This window comes from Micromonospora sp. NPDC005413 (assembly GCF_040606435.1).
Taxonomy (GTDB): Bacteria; Actinomycetota; Actinomycetes; order Mycobacteriales; family Micromonosporaceae; genus Micromonospora.
This window is the reverse complement of record NZ_JBEXEV010000034.1, coordinates 1-21,370: the sequence shown is the minus strand read 5'-3', so window position 1 is coordinate 21,370 and position 21,370 is coordinate 1. Positions and strand designations below refer to the sequence as shown.

The 21,370-nt window shown below is 70.5% G+C and carries 21 protein-coding genes and 1 pseudogene; 13 read left to right on the top strand and 9 right to left on the bottom strand.

The window, feature by feature from the left end; all coding sequences use genetic code 11:
- Nucleotides 1–222 precede the first annotated feature (222 nt).
- A complete protein-coding gene (locus tag ABZS37_RS26940) occupies nt 223–1,506 on the top strand; it encodes a VWA domain-containing protein (protein WP_355173399.1) in 1,284 nt (427 codons plus the stop codon).
- On the top strand, nt 1,506–2,288 hold the full coding sequence (locus ABZS37_RS26935; RefSeq protein WP_355173397.1) for a peptidase: 783 nt from the start codon (nt 1,506–1,508) through the stop codon (nt 2,286–2,288). The genes ABZS37_RS26940 and ABZS37_RS26935 overlap by 1 nt, the downstream gene beginning before the upstream one ends.
- Nucleotides 2,289–2,340: 52 nt before the next feature.
- On the opposite strand, the gene ABZS37_RS26930 is transcribed toward ABZS37_RS26935, so the two are convergent.
- On the bottom strand, nt 2,341–2,610 hold the full coding sequence (locus tag ABZS37_RS26930; RefSeq protein WP_355173395.1) for a hypothetical protein: 270 nt from the start codon (nt 2,608–2,610) through the stop codon (nt 2,341–2,343).
- 198 nt (nt 2,611–2,808) lie between these two features.
- On the opposite strand from ABZS37_RS26930, the gene ABZS37_RS26925 reads away from it, so the two are divergent.
- A complete protein-coding gene (locus ABZS37_RS26925) occupies nt 2,809–3,465 on the top strand; it encodes a 4'-phosphopantetheinyl transferase superfamily protein (protein WP_355173393.1) in 657 nt (218 codons plus the stop codon).
- Nucleotides 3,466–3,610: 145 nt separating this feature from the next.
- Nucleotides 3,611–4,570, top strand: coding sequence for a hypothetical protein (locus ABZS37_RS26920; protein WP_355173391.1), 960 nt, complete (start codon nt 3,611–3,613; stop codon nt 4,568–4,570).
- Nucleotides 4,571–4,640: 70 nt separating this feature from the next.
- Here the strand turns inward: ABZS37_RS26920 and ABZS37_RS26915 are convergent, their stop codons facing one another.
- Nucleotides 4,641–5,651, bottom strand: coding sequence for a hypothetical protein (locus ABZS37_RS26915; protein WP_355173389.1), 1,011 nt, complete (start codon nt 5,649–5,651; stop codon nt 4,641–4,643).
- 123 nt (nt 5,652–5,774) lie between these two features.
- A complete protein-coding gene (locus tag ABZS37_RS26910) occupies nt 5,775–8,900 on the bottom strand; it encodes a BTAD domain-containing putative transcriptional regulator (protein WP_355173387.1) in 3,126 nt (1,041 codons plus the stop codon).
- Nucleotides 8,901–9,085: 185 nt separating this feature from the next.
- On the opposite strand from ABZS37_RS26910, the gene ABZS37_RS26905 reads away from it, so the two are divergent.
- From ABZS37_RS26905 to ABZS37_RS26895, 3 genes are read left to right on the top strand one after another with little or no spacing between them, the layout of a single operon-like run.
- Entirely contained in the window at nt 9,086–9,796 is a 711-nt protein-coding gene (locus tag ABZS37_RS26905) for a hypothetical protein (protein ID WP_355173385.1), read from the top strand.
- Nucleotides 9,793–10,314 carry a hypothetical protein gene (locus ABZS37_RS26900; protein ID WP_355173383.1) on the top strand — a complete coding sequence of 174 codons (522 nt, stop codon included), beginning with the start codon at nt 9,793–9,795 and terminating at the stop codon, nt 10,312–10,314. Before ABZS37_RS26905 ends, ABZS37_RS26900 begins: the two co-directional genes overlap by 4 nt.
- Nucleotides 10,301–10,774, top strand: coding sequence for a hypothetical protein (locus ABZS37_RS26895; protein ID WP_355173381.1), 474 nt, complete (start codon nt 10,301–10,303; stop codon nt 10,772–10,774). The genes ABZS37_RS26900 and ABZS37_RS26895 overlap by 14 nt, the downstream gene beginning before the upstream one ends.
- 142 nt (nt 10,775–10,916) lie before the next feature.
- Here ABZS37_RS26895 and ABZS37_RS26890 read toward each other — a convergent pair whose 3' ends face one another.
- Nucleotides 10,917–12,002, bottom strand: coding sequence for a Gfo/Idh/MocA family oxidoreductase (locus tag ABZS37_RS26890; protein ID WP_355173379.1), 1,086 nt, complete (start codon nt 12,000–12,002; stop codon nt 10,917–10,919).
- A gap of 297 nt (nt 12,003–12,299) precedes the next feature.
- Between ABZS37_RS26890 and ABZS37_RS26885 the strand changes: the two genes are divergently transcribed.
- The 4 genes and pseudogenes from ABZS37_RS26885 to ABZS37_RS26870 all read left to right on the top strand — a co-directional run bounded on the left by ABZS37_RS26885 (nt 12,300) and on the right by ABZS37_RS26870 (nt 14,630).
- Nucleotides 12,300–13,034, top strand: a complete 735-nt coding sequence (locus ABZS37_RS26885) for a hypothetical protein (RefSeq protein WP_355173377.1) — start codon at nt 12,300–12,302, stop codon at nt 13,032–13,034.
- A gap of 38 nt (nt 13,035–13,072) precedes the next feature.
- Nucleotides 13,073–13,624, top strand: coding sequence for an LLM class flavin-dependent oxidoreductase (locus ABZS37_RS26880; RefSeq protein ID WP_355173375.1), 552 nt, complete (start codon nt 13,073–13,075; stop codon nt 13,622–13,624).
- Between the two features lie 158 nt (nt 13,625–13,782).
- Nucleotides 13,783–13,911, top strand: a pseudogene (locus tag ABZS37_RS26875) (IS5/IS1182 family transposase); the annotation flags it as partial.
- 182 nt (nt 13,912–14,093) lie between these two features.
- Nucleotides 14,094–14,630 (top strand): RICIN domain-containing protein, encoded by a 537-nt coding sequence (locus ABZS37_RS26870; protein WP_355173373.1) that lies wholly within the window; start codon nt 14,094–14,096, stop codon nt 14,628–14,630.
- Nucleotides 14,631–14,794: 164 nt separating this feature from the next.
- Here the strand turns inward: ABZS37_RS26870 and ABZS37_RS26865 are convergent, their stop codons facing one another.
- Together ABZS37_RS26865 and ABZS37_RS26860 are read right to left on the bottom strand one after the other, a co-directional pair.
- On the bottom strand, nt 14,795–16,057 hold the full coding sequence (locus ABZS37_RS26865) for an ATP-binding protein (protein ID WP_355173371.1): 1,263 nt from the start codon (nt 16,055–16,057) through the stop codon (nt 14,795–14,797).
- Between the two features lie 477 nt (nt 16,058–16,534).
- A complete protein-coding gene (locus ABZS37_RS26860; RefSeq protein ID WP_355173369.1) occupies nt 16,535–17,140 on the bottom strand; it encodes a TetR/AcrR family transcriptional regulator in 606 nt (201 codons plus the stop codon).
- Between the two features lie 71 nt (nt 17,141–17,211).
- Between ABZS37_RS26860 and ABZS37_RS26855 the strand changes: the two genes are divergently transcribed.
- Both ABZS37_RS26855 and ABZS37_RS26850 read left to right on the top strand, forming a co-directional pair.
- Nucleotides 17,212–18,480, top strand: a complete 1,269-nt coding sequence (locus ABZS37_RS26855; protein ID WP_355173367.1) for an FAD-binding oxidoreductase — start codon at nt 17,212–17,214, stop codon at nt 18,478–18,480.
- Nucleotides 18,481–18,572: 92 nt separating this feature from the next.
- Nucleotides 18,573–19,304 carry a MerR family transcriptional regulator gene (locus tag ABZS37_RS26850; protein ID WP_355173365.1) on the top strand — a complete coding sequence of 244 codons (732 nt, stop codon included), beginning with the start codon at nt 18,573–18,575 and terminating at the stop codon, nt 19,302–19,304.
- 46 nt (nt 19,305–19,350) lie between these two features.
- Here ABZS37_RS26850 and ABZS37_RS26845 read toward each other — a convergent pair whose 3' ends face one another.
- The 3 genes from ABZS37_RS26845 to ABZS37_RS26835 all read right to left on the bottom strand — a co-directional run bounded on the left by ABZS37_RS26845 (nt 19,351) and on the right by ABZS37_RS26835 (nt 21,293).
- Nucleotides 19,351–19,680 (bottom strand): hypothetical protein, encoded by a 330-nt coding sequence (locus ABZS37_RS26845; RefSeq protein WP_355173363.1) that lies wholly within the window; start codon nt 19,678–19,680, stop codon nt 19,351–19,353.
- A 79-nt stretch (nt 19,681–19,759) separates the two neighbouring features.
- Nucleotides 19,760–20,440, bottom strand: coding sequence for a DUF3159 domain-containing protein (locus tag ABZS37_RS26840; RefSeq protein ID WP_355173361.1), 681 nt, complete (start codon nt 20,438–20,440; stop codon nt 19,760–19,762).
- A 100-nt stretch (nt 20,441–20,540) separates the two neighbouring features.
- On the bottom strand, nt 20,541–21,293 hold the full coding sequence (locus tag ABZS37_RS26835) for a MerR family transcriptional regulator (RefSeq protein WP_355173359.1): 753 nt from the start codon (nt 21,291–21,293) through the stop codon (nt 20,541–20,543).
- Between the last annotated feature and the right edge of the window lie 77 nt (nt 21,294–21,370).

The following is a 21,370-nucleotide window of genomic DNA, read 5'->3' as shown; positions in this document are numbered from 1 at the left end:
CCGCGCACCACCGGCACAACGGGTCGACTTGGGTCAGATTTCCGACGAATGCTGGCCGGACCGACGCCTCCCCTCCAACAGTTGACCGAGGGTGACCCGCCGTGGACCCAGAGCGCGGAAACGGCCGGTCAGAGGCGGTCGCCGACCTGGTTTCAGGCCCCCGGAGTGGAACCCCGGCCACCCAAACGATCATCCAAAGTGGATCTCACTACACTGCGGGCCGTGATCAACTTCAAACGATCGACGGCTGTCCTTCTCGGACTGCTGGCGACCACCGCACTGGCCGGGCCCGCCCCGGCCCAGGCCGACGAGGAGCCGGTGGCCGAGCCGCCCCGGGTCGAGCTGGTGCTCGACGTCAGCGGCTCGATGCGCGCCGCCGACATCGACGGACGCAGCCGAATCGCAGTCGCCCAGCAGGCCTTCAACGAGGTGGTGGACGCACTGCCGGGGGAAACCCAGCTCGGCATCCGGGTGCTCGGCGCGACCTACCGCGGCAAGGACAAGAAGGTCGGCTGCCAGGACACGCAGCAGATCGTGCCGGTCGGTCCGGTGGACCGGTCCGCGGCCAAGGCCGCGGTGGCGACGCTGCGGCCGACCGGGTTCACACCGGTCGGCCTCGCACTGCGCTCCGCCGCACAGGATCTGGGCAGCGGGGCCACCACCCGGCGGATCGTGCTGATCACCGACGGCGAGGACACCTGCGCCCCGCCGGACCCGTGCGAGGTCGCCCGTGAGCTGGCCGCCCAGGGCACCAGCCTGGTCGTCGACACCCTCGGCCTGGCACCCGACGAGAAGGTCCGCCGGCAGCTGCTCTGCATCGCCAGCGCGACCGGCGGCACCTACACCGCCGCGCAGAGCGCCGAGGAGCTGACCGACCGGATCAAACAGCTCGTCGAGCGGGCCGGCGACACGCACACCCGCGCCCCGACCGTCGTCGGCGGCGCGAGCGCCTGTGACTCGGCGCCGCTGCTCGCCCCCGGCGTCTACGCCGACCGGGAGGCGTTCTCCGAGCACCGCTACTACCGGGTGCCGGTACGCCCCGGGCAGGAGCTGCGGGCCTCGGTGAGCATGGCGCTGGACCGACCCATGAACCGCGACTACGGGGTGCTGCTGCGGGCCACCACGGCGGACGGCCGGGAACTGGTGCGAGGCGCGGACGCCGGCAGCGGGCGGGCCGATGTGCTCTCCGCCGGGCTGCGCTGGTCGGCCACCGCCGACGACGAGGATGCCGCGAAAGCTGAGGAAACCTCCGCACCGGTCATCGAACCCACCACCGTCTGCCTGGTGGTGAGCAACTCGTTCGCCCCGCGCCCCGGCACCGCGGCGACCCCGGGAATGCCGGTGGAGTTGACCGTCGACGTGGTCGCCGCCGCGCCCGCACCGGACGGACCGGACCTCGGCCGGGGCTGGGTGCTGCTCGCCCTGCTCACCGTTGCCGGGCTGATCACCGGTCTGCTCGCCGGCCTGCTCACCCGCTGGTGGGTCGCCACCTGGAGGGAGAACTGATGCATACCGCACTGTTCCGGTCGCTGGCCGCGCTACTCGCCGCAGGCGGGGCCGCGCTACTCCCCGCCGCGGCCGTCGCCGCCCCGACCCCCTCCCCGGGTGCCACGCCGGTGAACCGGGCCGGCACGTCGTTCCTCACCGCCACACCGATCACCGCCGGACAACCGGTACGGGTGGACGCCTCGATCGGCGACCACCTCTACTGGTCGTTCCCGGCGACGGCCGGTCAGGTGCACGAGATCAACGCCACCGTCACCTTCCCGAAGGGCCGCAGCGGCGCCTCCACCTGGACGGTCGACGTCTTCGACGGGTTGCGCCGGCGCCAGGCGTGCACCGCGGGGGCGCAGACCCCGACGGTGGACGCGCAGGCGTCGAGCGTGGCGCTGGGCTGCACACTGCGCGAGGTGCGGCCGTGGGCGGAGCCCTGGTCGGCCGATCCACTGCCCGGCGCGTACGTCATCCGGCTCTCCGTGATCGACCTGCCCGAGCCGGATCTGGGTGCGCCGGTCGACGTGGACCTGCTGGTCGGCACCATCGCGGACCGGGGCGCCTCAGCTGACGACGGTGAGTTGGCCGCACCGCTGGTGCCGAACACCAAGGCGGGCACGGTGCTCAACGCCGTACCCCCGGTGGACCCGGAGGCCGCAGACGAGGGTGACTCGCCCGCGGACTGGCTGCCGGATCTCGGCTCGCGCTGGGTCTGGACCGGCATCGGCGGCGTGCTCGCCGCAGTGGCTGGCGTGGTCGGCTTCGCGGTGACCCGGCGGCCTCGGCGTCGCTGAACTCCGCCCGGCCCCGCCGGTGGCCCCGCCCGGCGGCGGGGCCACCGGCGGTTCAGCTACGCCGAGTGCCGCGCGGCAACCAGCCGATGAACCGGTCCTGGAGCGACATCACCGGGGCGGCGCGCAGGTCCTCCGTGGCGGCGGCGAGACAGGAGCCCAGATAGACGCTGAGCATCGCCCGGTCACCCCCGTACTCCGCCAGCAGCCGGCTGCGCTTCGTCGCGCACGGCCACTCGTCACCGCAGGAGCCGCAGCTCCAGCAGGGGGTTTTCGGGACGTGATCGTCAGCCCGCACCCCCGGCCGTTCCGCACCATCGGTCATCGCACGTCCTTCCAGATGTCCAAGGGACTGGCGGCTGCCGTGCCGGCCAGTGTTTGATGGTGGTCCCCCCGGAGCCATCAGAGAGGCGCGACGCGTCCCTCCGGTGTTACATCTTTGCGGTACTTTCTCCGGTCGTGAGAGTCGGAAAGTTGACGCTTGACGAGATGCTCCATTTCTACCGATCGGTAGGACGCACCGATGCGTGACCTGCTGCCGTCTACGGTCGCGGTGGCCGTCGCCGGGCCGGACGACTGGACCGGCGAGCTGCTCCCCGCCGAGCAGGCGTGCCTCGGCGAGCGGGCCGTGCAGACCCGTCGGCGGGACTTCACCGCCGGAAGAGCCTGCGCCCGCAGGGCTTTGACCGATCTCGGTCTGCCACCGACCGCCGTGCCCGCCGCCGCCGACCGTGCGCCAGTCTGGCCGTCCGGGGTGGTCGGCACCATCACCCACACCACCGGCTACTGCGCCGCCGCGGCGGCGCACACCACCGACATCAGGTCCGTCGGGATGGACGCGGAGCAGCACCGCGAGGTCGATCCGGGAGTACGCAGACTCGTGCTGCTGCCCGAGGAGGAGGCGAGCTGCGCCCGGTTGCCCGCTGGCGTCTCCTGGCCGATCGTGCTGTTCAGTGCCAAGGAGACGGTCTACAAGGTCTGGTATCCGGTCGTCGGGAGCTGGTTGGACTTCCACGACGCCCGGCTCGAACTTGATCCGGACGCCGGCACGTTCACGGCCCGGATCGCGCAGGCCCGGGTGGACGCGGCAACGGTCGACGACCCACCAGCATCGGTCAGCGGTCGGTTCGTGGTCGTCGACGGGCTGGTCCGCACCGCCGCCGTGCTCACGCTGCGCTAACCTCGCACGCCGTCCACACTGGCCAATCTGTCGCCTCCCACACGTCAACCGTGGGACGGGTCCGGCGGGGAGATCACCTCGTCGGCGACGCACGGTAGCGTCGGCGGGTTCCCGAACCACGTGTACCGAGGCGTCAAGGAGTACGGTGACCCACCCCCAGCCCCCCTTCGGGCCGCAGGACGCCCAGCAGCCGAGCCCGGAGCCGCCGACCCAACCGTTCCCGGCGACACCGCAGCCGCAGTCCGCCGCTGACCCGACGGTCCCGCAAGCCCCCGTGCCGCCCAACCCGTGGTCGGCACCGGCGAGCCCACAGCCGCCACCGTTCTCTGGCGGCGCGTACCCGCAGCAGCCGCCGTTCTCTGGCGGCGCGTACCCGCAGGCCGACGGCGGCCCGTACCCGCCGGCCGGTGGTGGGTACCCGCCGCCCGGCGGTGAGTACCCGCCGCCGCCCGGCGGGCCGGGCTACCCGCCCATCATGCCGCCGCCCGCGCCAGCGAAGAACTCCAAGAAGACCGTGATCATCGTCGCGGTGACCGCGGCCGTCCTCGCCCTGCTGTGCTGCGCGGGCGGCATCACGGCGGTGGTCATCGGCGCGAACCGTGCCGCGGACGAGGTGTCCGAGGCCCTACCCACCCCGGACGTGACCCGGGGCGTCGGGCGGCCGCCAGTCCCCACCCCATCGTCGGCTCGGCCGTCCACCGACGGCGAAACCCAGAACATGTCGGTCGGGGACACCATGGTCATCGACAACAGCCGCGGCACCATCGAGATCACCGTGACGAAGTTCAGCACATCCACCACAGCCTGCAGGGCGAACGGTTTCAAGCCCAGCAAGGGTCTGTACGTGATCGCCGATGTGAACGTGAGCGTCACCATGGGCACCGCCTCGACGAACCCGCTGTACTTCCGATGGATCGCCGCCGACGGCACCACGACCAGCGCGATCTCCGGAACCCTCTCCGGCTGCGGCACAGCCCTGCCGTCCGGCAGTGGCCTGACCAGCGGCACCACGCGCACCGGCAACCTCGTGTTCAACGTGGCCGACACCAACGGCGTCCTGGAGTACCGGCACGAATTCAGAACAGCCGGTACCTGGAAGCCGTAAACGCCCGGGTGGGGCTGGCCCAACCGTGCCAGCCCCACCCGTGCCCGTCCTCACCATCGCGGGCCGGGGGTCAGCAGCCCGTCCAGCGCACCGGGGTGACACGCTCCGCGTTGCGGAACCCGACGATGGTGCCCCGGTCGGAGACGGACCGGGCGCCGATGCCCACCCCGTCGCCGCCGCCCGGCAGCACCCGTGAGGTGCCACCGCGCACGACCCGGTCGCCACCCACGACCACACCCTTGGCGTTGACGTCCTCCAGCCATTCCAGCCGCTGGTCGAGCGTCGTGTACGAGCCGTCCCGGAGGTCCCACCGCACCTTGAGCGGGTTGGCGCCGCCCAGGTTGACCCGGCCGACCGCCCAGTGGCCTGCGGCCGCGTTGACCACGGTCGACTGAGCGCCCGGAGCGGTGAGTGCGTCGATCCGACCGTTCGGCCGGCGGACCCAACTGGTCCAGCTCCCAAAGTCCCCGGCAGCACCGACGATGGTCCCGTTGGCCGTGATTCCACTCGGCATGGCGTTGGCCGGGGTGTCGAGCACCTCGACCGTGCCCGGCCGGGCGGCCGGCCAGAGCAGCGCGACGTACTCCCCGGTGGCGATGTCCGAGCCGTAGCCGACGATGTCGCCGGCGTTGTTGATGGCGGAGACGAAGATGCCGCTGGACGGCACCACCGGCAACTGCTCGAGCCGGCCGTCGTGGTACCTCCACGGCTGGCCGATGCCGTTGTCCGCCCAGCCGTTGCCGATCACGACGCCGTCGGCGTTGACGTCGACGGCGTCAACCATGCGCGCTGACTCGGTCTCGGTGAGCCGCTGCCCGTCCCAGACCAGCAGCAGGTACTGGTTGCCGCTGTCACCGATCCGCAGGGCGCCACCGGCGACGAAGCGGCCCGTCGGGTCGATGGCGCTCGCATCGGCACGGTAGGTGTCGGCCGGGTACGGCAGCGTGCTGATCCTGCAGGCGCCGTTGCCTGCCCCGCTGGGCGCCGCGGTCGCCGATGCGGAGGCAGCGACGCCGAGAGAGGTGGCCAACAGTCCGGCGGCGGCGCCGGCGAACATCCTGCGTCGAGCGGTGTGAGTCATCTGTGCCCCCCGTGTGGGCCCGGGTGATCCCGGACATCGAGTGATATCGGCTTCACTCGTGAGCAGGCTCCACGGTTGCGCTGTGTCAGGGAGGCGACAGAGGCAGGGGCCAGGCAGGCCGCGTTACCGGGGCGGCTGCGGAGCCGAGCAGCCCGGAAACGCATACCCGGTCTCGGCCGCCAGCCGCGCCGCCCGGTCGTCCCACCGCACTGCCTCGGCCACGTCTGCGGACTCCTCGGCGACACGGGCGAGGATCCGGGACGCCCGGATCTCGACTGGCCGGTATCCCGAGCGGGCCGCCAGGGCCAGTGCCGCCCGCCCGTGCCGCCCGGCGGCCTCCGGGTCACCCCCGGCCAGCTCGGCGGCGGCGAGGCCGGCCAGGGCGGTCGCCTCGCACCAGCAGAACCTGGTACGCCGGGCCAGGTCGAGCGCCCGGCGGTGCTGCTCGGCCGCGTCGCCCGGGTGTCCCAGCGCCAGCAGCACCCGCCCCAGCGCGTCCGCCGCCCACGCCTCGGTTCCCTCGTCGCCGATCTCCCGGGTCAGAGCCACCGCCCGTTCGGCGTCGGCACGGGCCAACTCCGCTCGATCCGTGTCGCACCAGAGCACGGCGCGGCCGGCCAGGGCGGTCGCCTCGCCGTAGCGGTAGCCGAGGTCCTGGTTGGCCACGAGCGCGCGGGCGTAGAGGTCATCCGCGCCGCAACGGTCGCCCCGATCCCGGCGCACATTGGCCAGGTCGACCAGGAGCACGGCCACGTTGTAGTGCGCGCCAGACCGCTCACCGCGTTGCAGCGCGGCTCGGAAGTGGGCGTCCGCCTCCGTGAACGCGCCGAGCTGCCAGTGGGAGAAGCCGAGGTTGGCCAGGGACATCGCCTCACCGCCGTCGTTGCCCGATCGGCGGCTGAGCGCCAATGAGAGGCGGGCACAGTTGATCGCCTCCTGCGGGTCACCGAGTCGCTGGTGCACCGCGCTGAGGTTGTTGAGAATTCCCGTCCGTCCCTCCTCCCAGCTGTCCACGTCGGTGCACCGCAGCCCGTCGAGCAGATGCTCACGAGCCTCCTCGTACCGCCCGCTGTTGACCTGCACGAGCGCGATGCTCTGGTGCATCGCGGCCTGGGCGCGGGCGTCGCCCTCGGCCTGAGCCGCGGCCAGCGCGACCGTCGCCGCGGTCAGCCACTCCTCGCGCCGACCCCGCTGGTGGAAGTAGGCGCGCAGCGCGTCGGTGAGGTGCCAGGCGTACGGGCGGGGGCCACACCGGGCGGCCTGCTCCACCGCCGCCGTGAGGTTCGCCAGCTCGGCGTCCAGCCAGGTCAGGGCCGCGTCGTTGTCGGTGAAGGGATCCACCGCGACCCGCCGCGGTAGCCGCACGAAGTGCGGGATGATCCGGCGGCCCGCGACGTCGGCGGTGTCCAGGTAGTGGTCGAAAAGCCGCCTCCGAGCCCTCTCCTGGGCGGTCTCGTCCTCCTCCCCGGTGAGGCGGTCCACGGCGTAGCTGCGCAGCAGGTCGTGGAAGCGGTAGCGCTCCCCCGGGTGTCGTTCGAGCAGGTGCGCCGCGGCCAGGGCCCGTAGGCGCTGGGTGGCGGTGGTCACCGGCACGCCGGCGACCGCGCCCGCCGGGCCGGCGGTGATGCTCGGCCCGGGTACCAGACCGAGGCGGCGGAACAGCTCCCGCTGGGGTTCCGACAACACTCGGTACGAGAGGGCGAACGCCTTCGTCACCGCACTCTCCTCGGCACCGTCGACGGTCAGCCCCGCCAACCTGTCCCCGTCGGTCAGCTCGCGGACCAGACCGGGGATGTCCGGTTTGCCCGCCGCCGCCTGCACGTTGGCCGCAGCAATGCGGAGTGCCAGCGGCAGGTGGCCGCAGAGCCGGGTCAGCTCGGCGGCCGCAACCGGATCGGTCCGCACGGCCGCCTCACCCAGCAGTGTCGCCAGCAGGCGCATCGAGGCCACCGGGGTGAGCACGTCCAACGGGAGCGGCCGGGCGTCGGCGCGGACCACCAGCTCACCGAGGCGGTGCCGGCTGGTGACGAGCACGGTGCCGGAGGACGGGATCAGCGGCAGCACCTGGTCGGCGTGGCGAGCATTGTCCAGCACCAGCAGCACGTTCCGGCCGGCCATCAGGGAGCGGAACAGCGCCGCTCGGCCGTCCGACCCGTCCGGCACCGCCCTCGGGTCGACCCCGAGCCCCGTCAGCAGGTGCAGGAGCGCCGTTTCCGCCGGCATCGGCTCCCGGTCGGCGTCGAAACCACGCAGGTCCAGGTGGAGCTGCCCGTCCGGAAACGCAGCGCTGACGCGGTGCGCCCAGTGCAGCGCGAGGGCGGTTTTGCCCACCCCGGCGGTGCCGCTGATCACCCAGATCCGGGTACGACCGGCCGGCTCGGTCAACCCGACGTCAAGCTGGGCCAACTCGCCGTCCCGGCCGGTGAGGGTCGTGCTGCTGTGGGGCAGCCCGGCGGGGCGGACCGGTGGGCCGCCGGCTCCTTTGCCCGGTCCGGGGACGTCGGCGGGTGGCCCCAGCGTCGGGTCGGCGCGCAGGATCCGCTCCTCGAGGCGGCGCAGCGCCGGGGGCGGGTCGATGCCGAGCTCGTCGGCGAGCCGATCGCGTACCTGCCGGTAGGTGGTCAGCGCCCGGTCGGCGCGGCCCTCCCGGTACAGGGCGAGCATGAGCTGACCGACCAGCCGCTGGCGGCCGGGTTGCCGGACGACCGCGTCGGTCAACTCGTCGGCGACCTGCCGGGAACGCCCCCGTCGCAGCAACACCTCGGCCCGCTCCTCGACTGCCGTCCAGCGGGCCTCGCGCAGGCCGGCGCACAGCCGGTGCCGCACCTGCTCGTCGGCCACGTCGGCGAGCGGTTCCCCGCGCCAGAGCGCCAGTGCCTGATCGAACAGACCCACGGCGTCGTCGTCGCCGGTCGCCCGGGCCTGGGCGATCAGTGCGGTGAACCGGTGCGCGTCGACCGTCAGTGGGTCGACCCGTAGCAGGTAGCCGGGCTCGCGGCCGATCAGCTCCACCGGCGCCTCCGCACGCCGTAACGCGGTGCGCAGCCGTGAGACCAGCGCCTGCACGGTGCCCCGGGCACTACGGGGCGGTGCCTGATCCCAGACCAGGTCGATCAGCCGGTCCACCGCCACCACTCGGTCCGGCTCCAGCAGCAGCGCTGCGAGGACAAGTCGGGGCTGGCGCCCACCGAGGTCGACCCGGACACCGTGCGTCCACGCCTCGACCGGGCCCAACACGCGGAACTCCATCGACCCACCTCCCCCGCCAGCGAGTATGACGGTCCGCAGTGGACTGCCTGCAAGCCGGCTGCAAGCTGCCTGCATCCACGTCCGTTGATCATCGCTCCCACCCCGACCCGACGGTCCTGCGGCCGTCCGGTCGGGGCACGCGGTCGACACCGACCGCGCGTCACCTCAAAGAGGGAGATCGGCGAGTGGAGAAACTCAGGCGGCCCGGCCTACGCCGGCTGGGCCTGACGGCGGCGGGCGCGGTCGCGGTGGCCGCGCTCGTGGCGGCCGTAGGCGTCGGTCGGGCCGACCCCGGCGTGCGCTACGACACACACCCCGAGGCGCTGGCCTTCGGCAAGGAGATGTACGACTTCCAGACCGTCGAGCAGATGACGGCCACCTCACAACTGGTGGTCTTCGGCACGGTCACGTCGGTGCAGCCCGGCCGGCTGGCCAGCACCGACGAGGACCCGGCCGCGGTTGGTGGCGACATCCGGCTGCGGACGGTGACCATCGCCCGGTCCGACATCCTGCACAACCCGAAGAACCTGATCATCCCGGCGTCCATCACGCTGGAGGAGGAGGGCTGGGACGAGGAAGGTCGCGGCTACGTCTCCAACAACGTGGCGTGGAGCGAGGTGGGCGACACCGGTTACTTCTTCCTGCGTCGCGCCGCCGGTGTCAGCGACCCGTACACCTACCAGCTCGCCAGCTCCGACGGGCGGGCGTTGGTGGTCGACGGCGCACTCCGGCCCAGCAACGTGGAGACCGAGCTCGCCACGTCGATCACCACGATGGGGTCCTCGTTCCTGAACAACACGGTCGTCGCGGCGAGCGGGCAGGTCGCCGCGGGCACGTTGACCGAGTCAATCCCGACCGCGGACCTGCCGCTGCCTCCCGAGGAGAGTGGGGAATGAAGCGTACGACGACTGTCCTCGGTGCCACGCTGATCGCTGTGGTGGCGTTCGCACCACCGGCCATGGCGGGGCACGGCGGTAAGGCCAACAGCGGTAAGCCCGACAACAAGGAACAGGCGGTGGAGTCGAACTCGTTGACGAACGCCGGCAAGGCTGCCGTCTCGCACGGCCGGGCGCAGCTGGACCGTTCGCAGATCACCACGTCGACCGGCGGCTCGGACATCCACGTCTACGACAAGTCGTACTCCAGTTCCTGGTACGGCCAGACGACCTGCACCGACAGCAACTGGTGGAACGGGCTGTGCGACCACTACGACGTCAAGTTCAACACCCGGACCATGAGCGGCAAGTCCACGGGCTACTGGCAGAGCCTCGGCTGTCACGAACTCGGGCACACCGGCTCGCTGGGCCACCGCTCGAAGGCCGCCGACACGGACAACAACTCCTGTATGCGCAGCGAAATCTGGCCCAAGAACTTCGACACTCATGACATCAACGCGATCAATGACAACGTCTGACCGTCGTCTGCTGCTCTCCGGTGGGGCCGTGGCCGCAGTGGCCGCGGTCGCACTGGGCGGCTGGTGGCTGTCCCGGCCAGACCTGCCCTCGGACTGGTCAGGCCGGAGCCAGTTCTGCGCCGAGGCGCAGACCTTCGCACTGGCCAACCAGGGCGGGCTCACCGGTGACCAGCGGGTCGAGGCGATGACCGCCCTGATTCGCTCCGCACCATCCGCGCTTGCCCCGGATCTGGAGCGGCTCGCCGGTGCACTGGGGAGTCACGACGAGCCGGCCACCGCGCACGACCACGGCACGGCTACGCACGAGCACGACGCGGGTACGGCTACGCACGAGCACGAACCCGTGTCCGGCGCGAATGTCTCCCCGGCGGACGCGGAGGCGGTGGAGGCGAGCGGACGCCGCGCGGGTGAGTTCATCGAACGCACCTGCGGGGTCAATCTGCCCAACGTCCGCACCTGACCGACAAGGGATTGCCGGGGAGCGTAAGACAGTCCGCGCGCAACGGGGGCGGCCGACCCGGACCACGCGTCCGGGTCGGCCGGGCGGACAACCGGCGGGTACGCGCCGGTCGAGTCGGGAACGGCACGATCAGCACGGAGGACTACCGCGCCCAGGCCTCCTCGGCGGCGACGACCGGCTGCCCGCTGCGTACCGATTCTTCGATGGCAAGGCTGATCAGGTGGTCCTGGCAGGCTTCCGCGAGGGGATACGGCGCCGGGCCTTCCTCCCGCGACCAGGCGCCGGCGCGGACCATGATGTCGGCCACGGCGATGTCGTCGTCGGACATTCCGCTGCCGACGAACGGATTGCGATAGACCACCCTGCCGTCGAAGCTGATGTGCTTCAGATCGAGCCCTTCGAGGTTGAGGTCGATGCCCGTCTGCCGCCGCACCAGGGGCGACTCCACCGGCGTGGTCGGGTCGACCAGACGGACGACGCGATCGTCCACCAACTCGCCGAGCGAGCCCCGCACCACCAACCGGCGGGCACGCAGCGGATTCCACCACTGGTTGTCGGTGAAGTCGTACAGCCCCATCCGCCCGCCGAAGTCGATGGTCGCGAGGATGGTGGAGAGCTGCTGCGGGGCGGCGTCGCCGCTCCAGCCGGCAGGCGACAGCGGGTTGGCCAGCGGCGCGACGAAGGCGCGGGCGCTGACCTCGGCGGTCTCGTAACCGATGCCGAGCAGGCCACGGATCAGCGAGACCGCGTGGTACAGGTGCGTCGAGGAGATCTGCACGGAGGTGGGCTCGCCGAGCACCCCGGCGCGGATCAGCTCCAGACGGGCCGCGTGCCCGGGCATCAGCAGGTACTGCTCGGCGACCTGCACCAACCCGCTGCCTCCGACGTCGGCCCAGAGCGAACGCAGCCCCGCCAGGTCGGGGGCGGGCGGCGTCTCGGCGAGCACCGGTACGCCGGCCGCGACCAGCTCCCGCGTCGCGTCGGGGGTCACGGGCCAGGGCACCGACACGATGACGAAGTCCGGTCGCTCGTGGGCGAGCAGTTCGGCCGTCGTGCGGAAGGTCCGCACGCCCCATTCGGCCGCCACCGCGGCACCACGCGATTCGGTACGCGTGACCACTCCGGTCACCCGCAGCCGCTCCGGCAGGAGCCGAGCCAGGCGGAGGAAGAACTCACCCCGCCAGCCACTGCCGACGATGCCGAACCGGGTCTGGGCGGTGACTGTCATCCGGGCTCCTCGCGTCGAGATCCCGGATGCTAGCCCGTACTCGTCGCGGCGGCTGGTGAAGCTCCGCCTCCTCGACCCGACCATCCTGATGGGATCCGCGCAGCGGACACGGCCGTGGGTGTGGGTGTGGGTGTGGGTGTGGGTGTGGGTGTGGCACTGTCCGACCTGACGGACACTCTGCGGGAGCACGGCCTGATCCCGGTGACCACCGAACGCCTCGCCTGAGCCGGCCCTCCGGTCGACCGTCCTTCGCACAGGGTCCCGCCTCTGCGTTCTCCATCCGAGAGGAGCCCGATCGTGCGGAGCGACGAACACCCCGCCGAGCAGGTGGTCGGCGCCGACCGGATCACCCGCCGCCGGCGGATCGGCGCAGCGGCGGCAGCGGTCGCCCTCGTCGTCGCGCTGGGTGCCGGTATCCATCTCAGCCGCCGCGCACCCGACCAGGTCCAGCCGCAGGCGACGGCCACGACCACGGCAGCGGCCCAGGTGGCGGCCGTGGGGTGGAACGCCGCGGCCGTCGCCCGAGACGGCACCACCATCACCGTGTACGCCACCCCGGGCGACACCCCGTGCGGGGAGCTCGCGCAGCCGCAGGCCACGATCACCGAGCAGACGGACGCCGAGGTGGTCGTGGCAGTGAGCGGTCGTGTCGTGACTGCCGTCGACTGCGCGACCAGCGGCAGACGGGTCGCCGACCGCGACCTGCCGGACCTGGCCTCCGACCCGAGGTGGAGTCCCCACCCGAGTCAATGCGACGAGGGTCTGTGCCAGGGCTACAACGGTCCGGACGGCCTGGCGCTGTCCACGAGTGCCAGCAGCCGTACCGCCGAAGGGGGTGGCAGCCCTCCCGCGGTCGCCACCGTCACGGTCGGCTCGCGGAGAGGCACCATCACCGGGAGCGCGGACAGCTCCTGGCAGGTGCGGTGGGAGGTCGGGGATCTCGCGTACTCGTTGCGGCTGATTCCCGGCGAGGGCGCGGTACTCAGCCTCAAGGAGTTCCGCGCGGTCCTCGCCAGTCTGACGTGGGGCTGACGTTCACAGGCCGGGCACCCACTGATCAGCCTCGACCCGTGCGGATTGGCGTGAACGTACCGAACTTCGCCCCGGGTACCGACCCTGACGCGCTGCGACAGTGGGCGCAGACGGTCGAGGGTCTCGGCTTCGACCTGCTGATGGTCTCCGACCACATCGCGGTGACCCCGGACGTCGCCGAGCAGTATCCGGCGCCGTTCTACGAGCCGTTCACCACGCTGTCCTGGCTGGCCGGGGTGACCCGCCGGGTCCGGCTGGGCACCACGGTGCTCATCGTCCCGTACCGGCACCCGCTGCTCACCGCCCGGATGGCGGCGAACCTCAACCGGCTCAGCGGCGGCCGGCTCGTCCTCGGCGTCGGCGTCGGCTGGGCCCAGCAGGAGTTCGAGGCGCTCGGCGTGCCGTACCGGCGGCGCGGCGCGCTGACCGACGAGTACCTGCACGCCATGCGTGACGCCTGGCGCGACACCGACGACTACGACACGGAACCCATCCCGATCTGGTTGGCGGCAACAGCGACGTCGGAATGCGTCGCGCCGTACGACTCGGCAACGCGTGGCACCCGCTACGGTTCCCGCCGGGATGGCTGACGGAGGCGGCCGGACGACTCCAGGCCATCGCCGACGAACTGGGTCGCCTGGCACCCCCGATGACGCCGCGCATCGCGCTCAGCGAGACCCGCGAACCGGTCACCACGCCGGACCGGCTCGCCGGTGTCGGCACCATCGAGCAGGTCCTCGCCGACATCGCTGACAAGGGCTACAACTCCAAGGGCATCCGGGCAGACCTGCGCCGGCGAGGCATCGGGCACACCATCCCTGAACGCGTTGACCAGCAGGCCAACCGCCGCCGACGCGGCAACCGAGGCGGCCGGCCACCGGTGTTCGACAAGCAGCTATTAGCTAGTCGGCGTCGGGCGACCCCTGCTGGTACCTGCCAGGGATCCGGCCAGGAACGTGAGAAAAGCTCAAGAGTTCCTCAAGTTTACGGCTGACACCGACCTGACCTGCATTTACGTGCAAGGGTCATCGAAATATCGAAATTGGAGGATTGAGGCACATGAAGAATACGTTCAGGCGAGTAATCGCCCAGGTGGCGTTGACGGTGGTGACACTCGGTGCAGCGCTGGTGGTCACGGCGGCGCCCGCCCAGGCTCAGTTCGTGCAGGTCTATGCCAGCGACTCGAATCTCAGCAACTACGGCGCACCCGAAAGCCATATCGTGGCTCTGGGCCGAGACGGCAATTTCGGTGATGTCCGGCAGGACGGCCCGGATATCGGTTACGGGGAGTGGGTGGTGTGGGACAATCCCCCCAATGGGCACACGATCCGGGAGTACCGGGAACCCTACCGCTGCCTCGACAGCAACCGTGCCGGTGACCTCTACGCGATGCGCTGCAACAACGGCGACTATCAGCGGTGGCACTTCGACTTCCTGGGCACGAAGCGTAACATACACGGTCATACCTACAACGCGTACAAGATCGTCAACAAGGCCACCGGCCTTTGCCTGGACGCCAACCACCTCACCGGTTACACCCTCGGCTGCAACAGCGGGGACTGGCAGATCTGGTCCCTAATCGACATCAACAACTGATGACACGAGTTCGGTGCTGAAAAAGCAATTCAGGTGACCGGTGCGTGCCTGTCAGAGGCAGCCGACAACTGCAGTGGGTTGGCCGGTTTTCCCGTTCGAATTGAGCGCCTGGTGCCCGCATGGCGCCAGGCGCTCAACCGTCGCGCTGGCGGCGAGCGCCCCGGTTAGTCTGTTCGTGGGCCGGCAACCTGCCACAACGCACTGACCGGCAACGCGCGGAGCCTATCGCCGAACGGCAGTGTCGAGGTCCCGGTGTAGAGGACGATGCCGGCGATGAAGTCGTCGCCGAGGCGGTCGGCGAGTCGGCGTAGTCCGCGGAAATCGTCGGATCCGACGGTTGTGGCTGCCTTGACCTCAATCCCGACCACATGACCGGATCTGTTCTCGAGCACCGCGTCGACCTCGTACCTACTCTGGTCGCGGTAGTGGGAGAGGTCGGCAGACTGCTCCGACCAGGTGAGCTGGCGCGACAGTTCGGACAAGACAAATGATTCGAGCAATGCGCCGAACGACGCGCCCGGCCGGAGCAGTGCGCGGGCGTCGGTCGCGATCTCGTTGGCGGCAATGCCCGAGTCGACAAAGATCAGTTTCGGCGCAGCAGTTGAACGGGTGCCAAGATTTCGGGACCAACCGGGGATCCGCTTAATGAGGAAGATCTCTTCCAGTGCCTGGAAGTATCGTGCGATCGTCGGGCGGCTCAGTCCGAGGGCGGATTCGAGGGCGTTGGCGGCGATGATGGTCGCGGATCTGGCGGCGAGTAAACGTACCAGCTTGCGCAGCTCGCCCTTGTGCTGGATGTCGGACAGTTGTCGCACATCGCGATCGATGAGCGCTTGGACATACGCGTCAAAGAACCGTTGGCGGCGCCGCGGGTCGACGCGGTTCGTGGCCTCGGGCAGGCCGCCTCGCACGATCCTGGCCGCGTAGTCGGCGCGGGTCACGTCCGACTCGTGTCGCAGTTCGGGGCCGAGCGCGAAGACGGCGTCGACGAATCCGTCCGGCTCACCGTCGAGTTCACCTTGTGAGAACGGCCAGAGCTCGACGGTTTCCATCCGGCCGGGCAACGCGTCCGGGGCAGCCACCATGCCGAACAGCCGCGATGAGCCGGTGAGCAGATAGCGGCCGGGACGAACGTCCTCGTCGACGGCCGCCTTGATGGCCAGCAGCAGTTCCGGAGCGCGCTGGATCTCGTCGATCACTAGCCGTTCGGAGGAGTCCACGAAACCAACCGGGTCGGCGATCGCCGCAGCCCGGTCCGGCGCCCGGTCGAGATCGCGGCGCTCGGCGAGCCGGTCGCCCGCGACGATACGAACCAGGGTGCTCTTGCCTGTTTGGCGTGCTCCGTTGATCAGCACGACGCGGGTGTCAGCGAGTGCTGCGTCGGCCTGCGCGGCGGCGTGGCGGGGGATCAAGTGCGGTGTGGGCACGAGTCATGATAACCGGCCGGGTTACGATCTGCGGGCAGGTCCGCTTTCGATCTGCGGCACGGTAATGTTCGGTACGCGGGCCTGTGGCGTTCGATATGCGGCGGCACAATGATCGACGAGAAACATCGCCGGACCGCCACCTGGCTCGGCCGCACTGACTTGCCGCCGTCTTGGTCAACTGGCGGTGAGCACTCTGAGAGGGCGGTTCGCTAGCCTTTGCCCATTGTGGGCTTGACTCAGGATCTGAATGCGAGCGATGGTCGTAACCGGTGAGGTCCCCGCCGCGTCGGGCCGATCATGGGCGAGCGAGCGGCGTATCCGAGCGACCTGACCGACTGTCATCGTCATCGCCGCGATCATCTGGTGGCGCCACCCGACAGACAGGACCGGCACGCACCGCGGACCGTAGTCAAACGCCACGTCACACTCGCTGGTGACGTGGCGTTCACCGGCCGGAGCTCGGGGGGCAGCCGGGTCTCAGCGAAGAGCCGCGGTGGCCTGGGCGACCAGCCAGCGTTCCGATTGCTCGTAGGTCCAGCCGTTGTCGTCGAGCAGGGTGAAATAGCCGGAGTATCCGAAGTAGAACCAGAGGATGTCGGTCGCCTCCGCGCGGGTCATCCCCGCCCGGAGCCCGCCGATGTCGCCTAGTCGGGCGGCGACGGCTTCGATGGCATCCCGGTAGCGTTTCGTGGCTACCCGCAGGCCGTCGGCGACCTCGGGGTTGTGTGGCGCGGTCGAGAGCATCAGCCGCATGATGTCGCCGTATGTCTCGCGCATGGACCGGGTCACGGCTGCCACGTCTCGCAGGATCTCGTCCGGGTCGGTGAGGGTCTCCTGTCGGGAGAGGGTCTGTGCCACGATCGGCGCTTGGCTCCACAGGTCGACAAGCGTCCGGATCAGCCCCTGCTTCCCACCGGTCACCGCGTAGACCGTGGCTGGCGCGACTCGGGCCTCCACGGCGATGTCCTCGACTTTTGTCGCGAAGTATCCGTGTCGGGCGAAGAGCAGGCGTGCCGCCTCGATGATGGCGGTGCGGGTGGCGGCAGCGTACTCGGCCCGGCGGCTTCTCGGCGGTTCGGTCATGGTCACGTGAGCATAGCCTCCGCCACTCATCAGAGTTTGGCTCTGATGAGTGGGTGGGTACTCTGGTCGGCATGGGTGACATGTTGACGGCCGGAATGGAATACGAAGCAGTTCGGACGATCTGGAACGGCGCGGTGTCCAGTCGTCCGCTCGCCGTTCTTCGATGCGCCAGCACGGCTGAGGTTCAGACTGGGGTGCGGGCCGCCCGGGAGAAGGGGCTCCCGCTGTCGGTGCGCGGTGGCGGGCACGACTGGGCCGGTCGCGCGCTGGTCGACCAGGGCCTGACGCTCGACCTGAGCCCGATGCGCCAGGTGAGCGTCGACCCGGCCACCGCGGTCGCCACCGTGGCGGGCGGCGCCACCTCGGCCGACGTGGCTGCGGCCGCGCAACGGGCCGGCCTGGTCGCGGTGACCGGGACGGCTGGTTCGGTCGGGATGGCCGGCCTGACGCTCGGCGGTGGTTACGGGCCGCTGAGCGGCCGGTTCGGCCTCGCCGCCGACAACCTGCTCTCGGCCGACGTGGTACTCGCCGACGGCACGCTGGTCACCGCCGACGACGAGCACCACCCCGACCTGCTCTGGGCGCTGCGCGGTGGTGGCGGCAACTTCGGCGTGGTCACCACGATGCGAATCCAGCTGCACGCGGTGCCGGCGATCCTGGCCGGGATGATCATGTTCCGGTTCGACGTTCTGCCGGACCTGGAGGAGTCGCTGCTGCGGGGACCGGACGAGCTGACCGTGCAGGCCGGCTTCATCACCGCCCCGACGGGTGAGCCGGCGCTCTTCGCCGCACCGACCTGGTGCGGCGAGCCCGAGGCCGGGACCCGGGTGCTGCAACAGCTCACCGAACTGGGCGAGCCGCTGATGGCGCAGGTCGGCCCGACCACGATGACCGACCAACTCGCTCAGATCGACGCGATGTTCCCGGCCGGCCGCCACGTCGAGATCGGGTCGCGCACGGTCACCGGACTCGACCGTACGGTCCAGGAGGTCCTGCTCGACGCCGCAGGTGCCAAGACCTCACCGCTCTCAGCGATCTCGCTGCACAGCCTCCACGGGGCAGCCGCCCGCGTCCCCGCCGACGCGACCGCGTTCCGCAATCGGACGCCGCATCTGATGGTCGAGACCATCGCGGTCTGGGAGCCGGGGGACCTCGCTGAAGATCAACACCGGGCCTGGGTACGGAAATCCGACCGGCTGCCGGGCGGCTATCCCAACCTGCTCGGCCCAGAGGACACCGAACGCACCGCCGCCGCCTTCGGGCCGAATGCCGAGCGCCTGCTCACCGCCAAGAAGCGGTACGACCCCGACCTGGTGTTCCACGCCCCGGGAAGGCTCTGACAGCCGACATCCGCAGGTAGGAACCGCAGTCCGCACACCGGGGACGGTGGGCGCCACGGCGCCGAAGGAGTGCCGTCGGATGGAGGTACGCAGTGGCCTGGAGCACTCGAGAGATCGCTCAACTCGCCGGCACCACGCTGCGGGCGGTGCGCCATTATCACGACATCGACCTGTTGGCGGAACCACACCGGCGTACCAACGGCTACAAGCAGTACGGGGTGGCTCACCTCGTCCGGATCCTGCGCATCAGGCGCCTGACGGAGCTGGGGTTCTCGCTGTCCCAGATCGCGACCATGCAGGACACCGACGATCAGCCCGTGGAGGCCCTGCGCACCCTCGACGCCGAACTCGCGGCCACCATCGAACGGCTCCAACGGGCGCGCCTCGAACTCGGCGTCATCCTGCGCCAGCCCACACCGGCGGAACTGCCACCCGGCTTCGTAACACCCGGTGTCGTGTCGACGATGCCGCACGCCGACCGTTCGTTCATCGTCGTGCTGACCCGGGTGCTCGGCGCCGACACCATGCGGGCCTGGGCGGACATGCTGCGCAAGCCCGTCACCGACCCGGTCGCCGAGCGGTTCAACGCGCTTCCCCCCGACGCCGACGAGCAGACCCGCGCGGCCGTGGCCCGGGACTTGGCCCCCTACGTACGCACTCTGCACGCGGAGAACCCGGAAGCGAAGATCACGAACGCCGGCACCCGGTACAGCGCGCGCTACGTCCAGCAGGCCGTCAGCAATGCCTTGGCAGAGCTATACAACCCCGCACAGCTGGACGTCCTCAGGCGCACCAACCGCCTGCTGTCCGAACCGCACCACTGATTGTCCGGGGCCGCTGGTGGCGGGGACCTCGGCCGCACCGCGAAGTTCAGCGGTCGCCCGACACCTGGTCGTGCTGCTGACTGCGGTCACGGGCGAAGCGTTGCAGGATCCGGACGTACAGCATGGCCATGCAGCCGCTGAGAGTGGCGATGACGATCGCTGCCGGGACACGTCCGGCGGCGACGATGTCCGCCACGACGAGCATCGACGCCATGAACGCGACGACGCCGAGCGCGGCGTAGACCCTGTCCTGCACTTCCGTCCAGCGTCGCATTGCGCCGCCGGCCGGTCGGTCGGTGCCGCGGGTATCGATGAACAGTGCGATCAGCAGGACGGGAACCACCTGCATCGCCATTTCGTAGATGGCCATCTTCATGCCTTTCCAGCTCGTTGGTCGCCGCGCCAGGCGATGCATCGGTGCCGCCGAAGGTGGGTGCCGGCGGGCGGGCATCCCGTCATGGGTTGGTCCGGATGAGGCGTCCGGTGCTGCGGCGGAAGGCCCACACGATGACCAGCGCGGCCAGCACGGTGAGCGGGGTGCCCATGACGACCCGGGCGAGGCCCAGCCCACCGGTGCTGTCGGTCAGATAGAGCCACTGCTGGACGGCGAACCGCGAGCCGAACACCGACGCCGCGGCGAGGGTCGCGACGTCGTGGGCCACGCGTACGGCCCGGACGGACCGCCACGCGTGCCTTCCGCCGTGCAGGGCGTTCCAGATGACACCGGTCAGCGGCCGACGAGCCAGCACCGAGCCGAACGTGACGATGAACCCGGCAAGCGAGGCCCAGATCCCGATCACGAAGAAGTCCCGCGCGGAGCCGGTCCACGCGACGATCCCGGCGGCCACTGCCACGCCGAGCAGGCTGCCGACCGCGGAGATGAGACGCTCGCCGCGCAGCAACCGGACCATGAGCAACGCCAGCCCGGTCGCGACAGCGACACCGACAGCCACCGCCAGTGGCAGGAACGCGTCCACCGTCACGAACACGATCACCGGAACTGTCGAATAGACGAAACCGGCCACTCCGCCCATCTGGTGCAGCATGGTGGGCGCGGTGTTCTGGGCAGTGTCGTCGGGACGGGTGGACGCGTGGCGCCGCTCCGGCGTCACGTCTGGTTCGACCTCGTTCGGCATCAGACAATTAGCCGGTATGCCGCAGCGGCACACTCAAGCTCGTACGACATGGTGTGGCCGGCCTCATGCCAGTACGACCGGCCGTCTCGTGCAGGCGGGCTCACCCCACTGGTTCGTCCCGGTCGAGGATGACGTCGACGCGCTGCAGGACGTCGATCTGTGCCGGGTTGTGCAACTCGACGACCGCCCGGAGGAAGACCAACCAGTTGCGCGGCCCATGGCCCGCCGCGCCCTGCTCCGCCAACTCCCCCAGACGTGGGTGCCTCTTCCGGTCGCGGTCGACGTCGGAGGCGAGCCGCTCGGCCAGGCCCTGCCGGGCCTCCTCGCTCGCGTCCTCGCTCAACGCATCGAGATCCTTCCCGGCCGGGGTGGGGGTCGAGGTGTACGTCTCCCGCAGGCTGTCCAGCACCTGCGGATCCAAGACCCGTGAGCAGACGAGGAGGAACGCCCGCTCGTCGTCGGACAGGTCGCCGGCGAGGTCGCCGAAGGCCGGCGGCAGGTCGGCGCGCTCGGGTTGTCGCAGGATTCCGGCCAGTTCCTCGCGGATCCGCTGTTGGCGCTTGATACTGGCGGCCAGTTCGGCGTCGAGGGCGCGGAACGTCTGCTCCGCGCCCTCGACCGAACTGTCCATCGCGGCGATGTCGGCCAGCGGCACACCCAGGTCTACCAGGCGTCGGATCCGCAACAGCCGGACGAGATGCCTTGTCTGGTACTGCTTGTAGCCGTTGACCGCCCGCTCCGGCTCCTCCAGCAGCCCGATCCGGTGGTAGTGCCGCACGGTCTTCAGCGTGGTGCCGGCGATCTCGGCCGGCTCACGCGTGCTCCAGCCGGCCCCCGTTCCGCATGCTGCCATCGCACACTGTGCCCCGGGGGCACAGTCGACGTCAGCCGCGTCGGCAGCTCTTGTCGCCGGCCGGCATGGTGCCGTCG

Excerpts from the sequence above, each read along its gene's own strand:
- ABZS37_RS26935 (WP_355173397.1), top strand. The coding sequence starts at position 1,506 with ATGCATACCGCACTGTTCCGGTCGCTGGCCGCGCTACTCGCCGCAGGC.
- ABZS37_RS26930 (WP_355173395.1), bottom strand. The coding sequence starts at position 2,610 with ATGACCGATGGTGCGGAACGGCCGGGGGTGCGGGCTGACGATCACGTC.
- ABZS37_RS26925 (WP_355173393.1), top strand. The coding sequence starts at position 2,809 with ATGCGTGACCTGCTGCCGTCTACGGTCGCGGTGGCCGTCGCCGGGCCG.
- ABZS37_RS26915 (WP_355173389.1), bottom strand. The coding sequence starts at position 5,651 with ATGACTCACACCGCTCGACGCAGGATGTTCGCCGGCGCCGCCGCCGGA.
- ABZS37_RS26910 (WP_355173387.1), bottom strand. The coding sequence starts at position 8,900 with ATGGAGTTCCGCGTGTTGGGCCCGGTCGAGGCGTGGACGCACGGTGTC.
- ABZS37_RS26900 (WP_355173383.1), top strand. The coding sequence starts at position 9,793 with ATGAAGCGTACGACGACTGTCCTCGGTGCCACGCTGATCGCTGTGGTG.
- ABZS37_RS26895 (WP_355173381.1), top strand. The coding sequence starts at position 10,301 with ATGACAACGTCTGACCGTCGTCTGCTGCTCTCCGGTGGGGCCGTGGCC.
- ABZS37_RS26890 (WP_355173379.1), bottom strand. The coding sequence starts at position 12,002 with ATGACAGTCACCGCCCAGACCCGGTTCGGCATCGTCGGCAGTGGCTGG.
- ABZS37_RS26870 (WP_355173373.1), top strand. The coding sequence starts at position 14,094 with ATGAAGAATACGTTCAGGCGAGTAATCGCCCAGGTGGCGTTGACGGTG.
- ABZS37_RS26860 (WP_355173369.1), bottom strand. The coding sequence starts at position 17,140 with ATGACCGAACCGCCGAGAAGCCGCCGGGCCGAGTACGCTGCCGCCACC.
- ABZS37_RS26855 (WP_355173367.1), top strand. The coding sequence starts at position 17,212 with ATGGGTGACATGTTGACGGCCGGAATGGAATACGAAGCAGTTCGGACG.
- ABZS37_RS26845 (WP_355173363.1), bottom strand. The coding sequence starts at position 19,680 with ATGAAGATGGCCATCTACGAAATGGCGATGCAGGTGGTTCCCGTCCTG.
- ABZS37_RS26840 (WP_355173361.1), bottom strand. The coding sequence starts at position 20,440 with ATGCCGAACGAGGTCGAACCAGACGTGACGCCGGAGCGGCGCCACGCG.
- ABZS37_RS26835 (WP_355173359.1), bottom strand. The coding sequence starts at position 21,293 with ATGGCAGCATGCGGAACGGGGGCCGGCTGGAGCACGCGTGAGCCGGCC.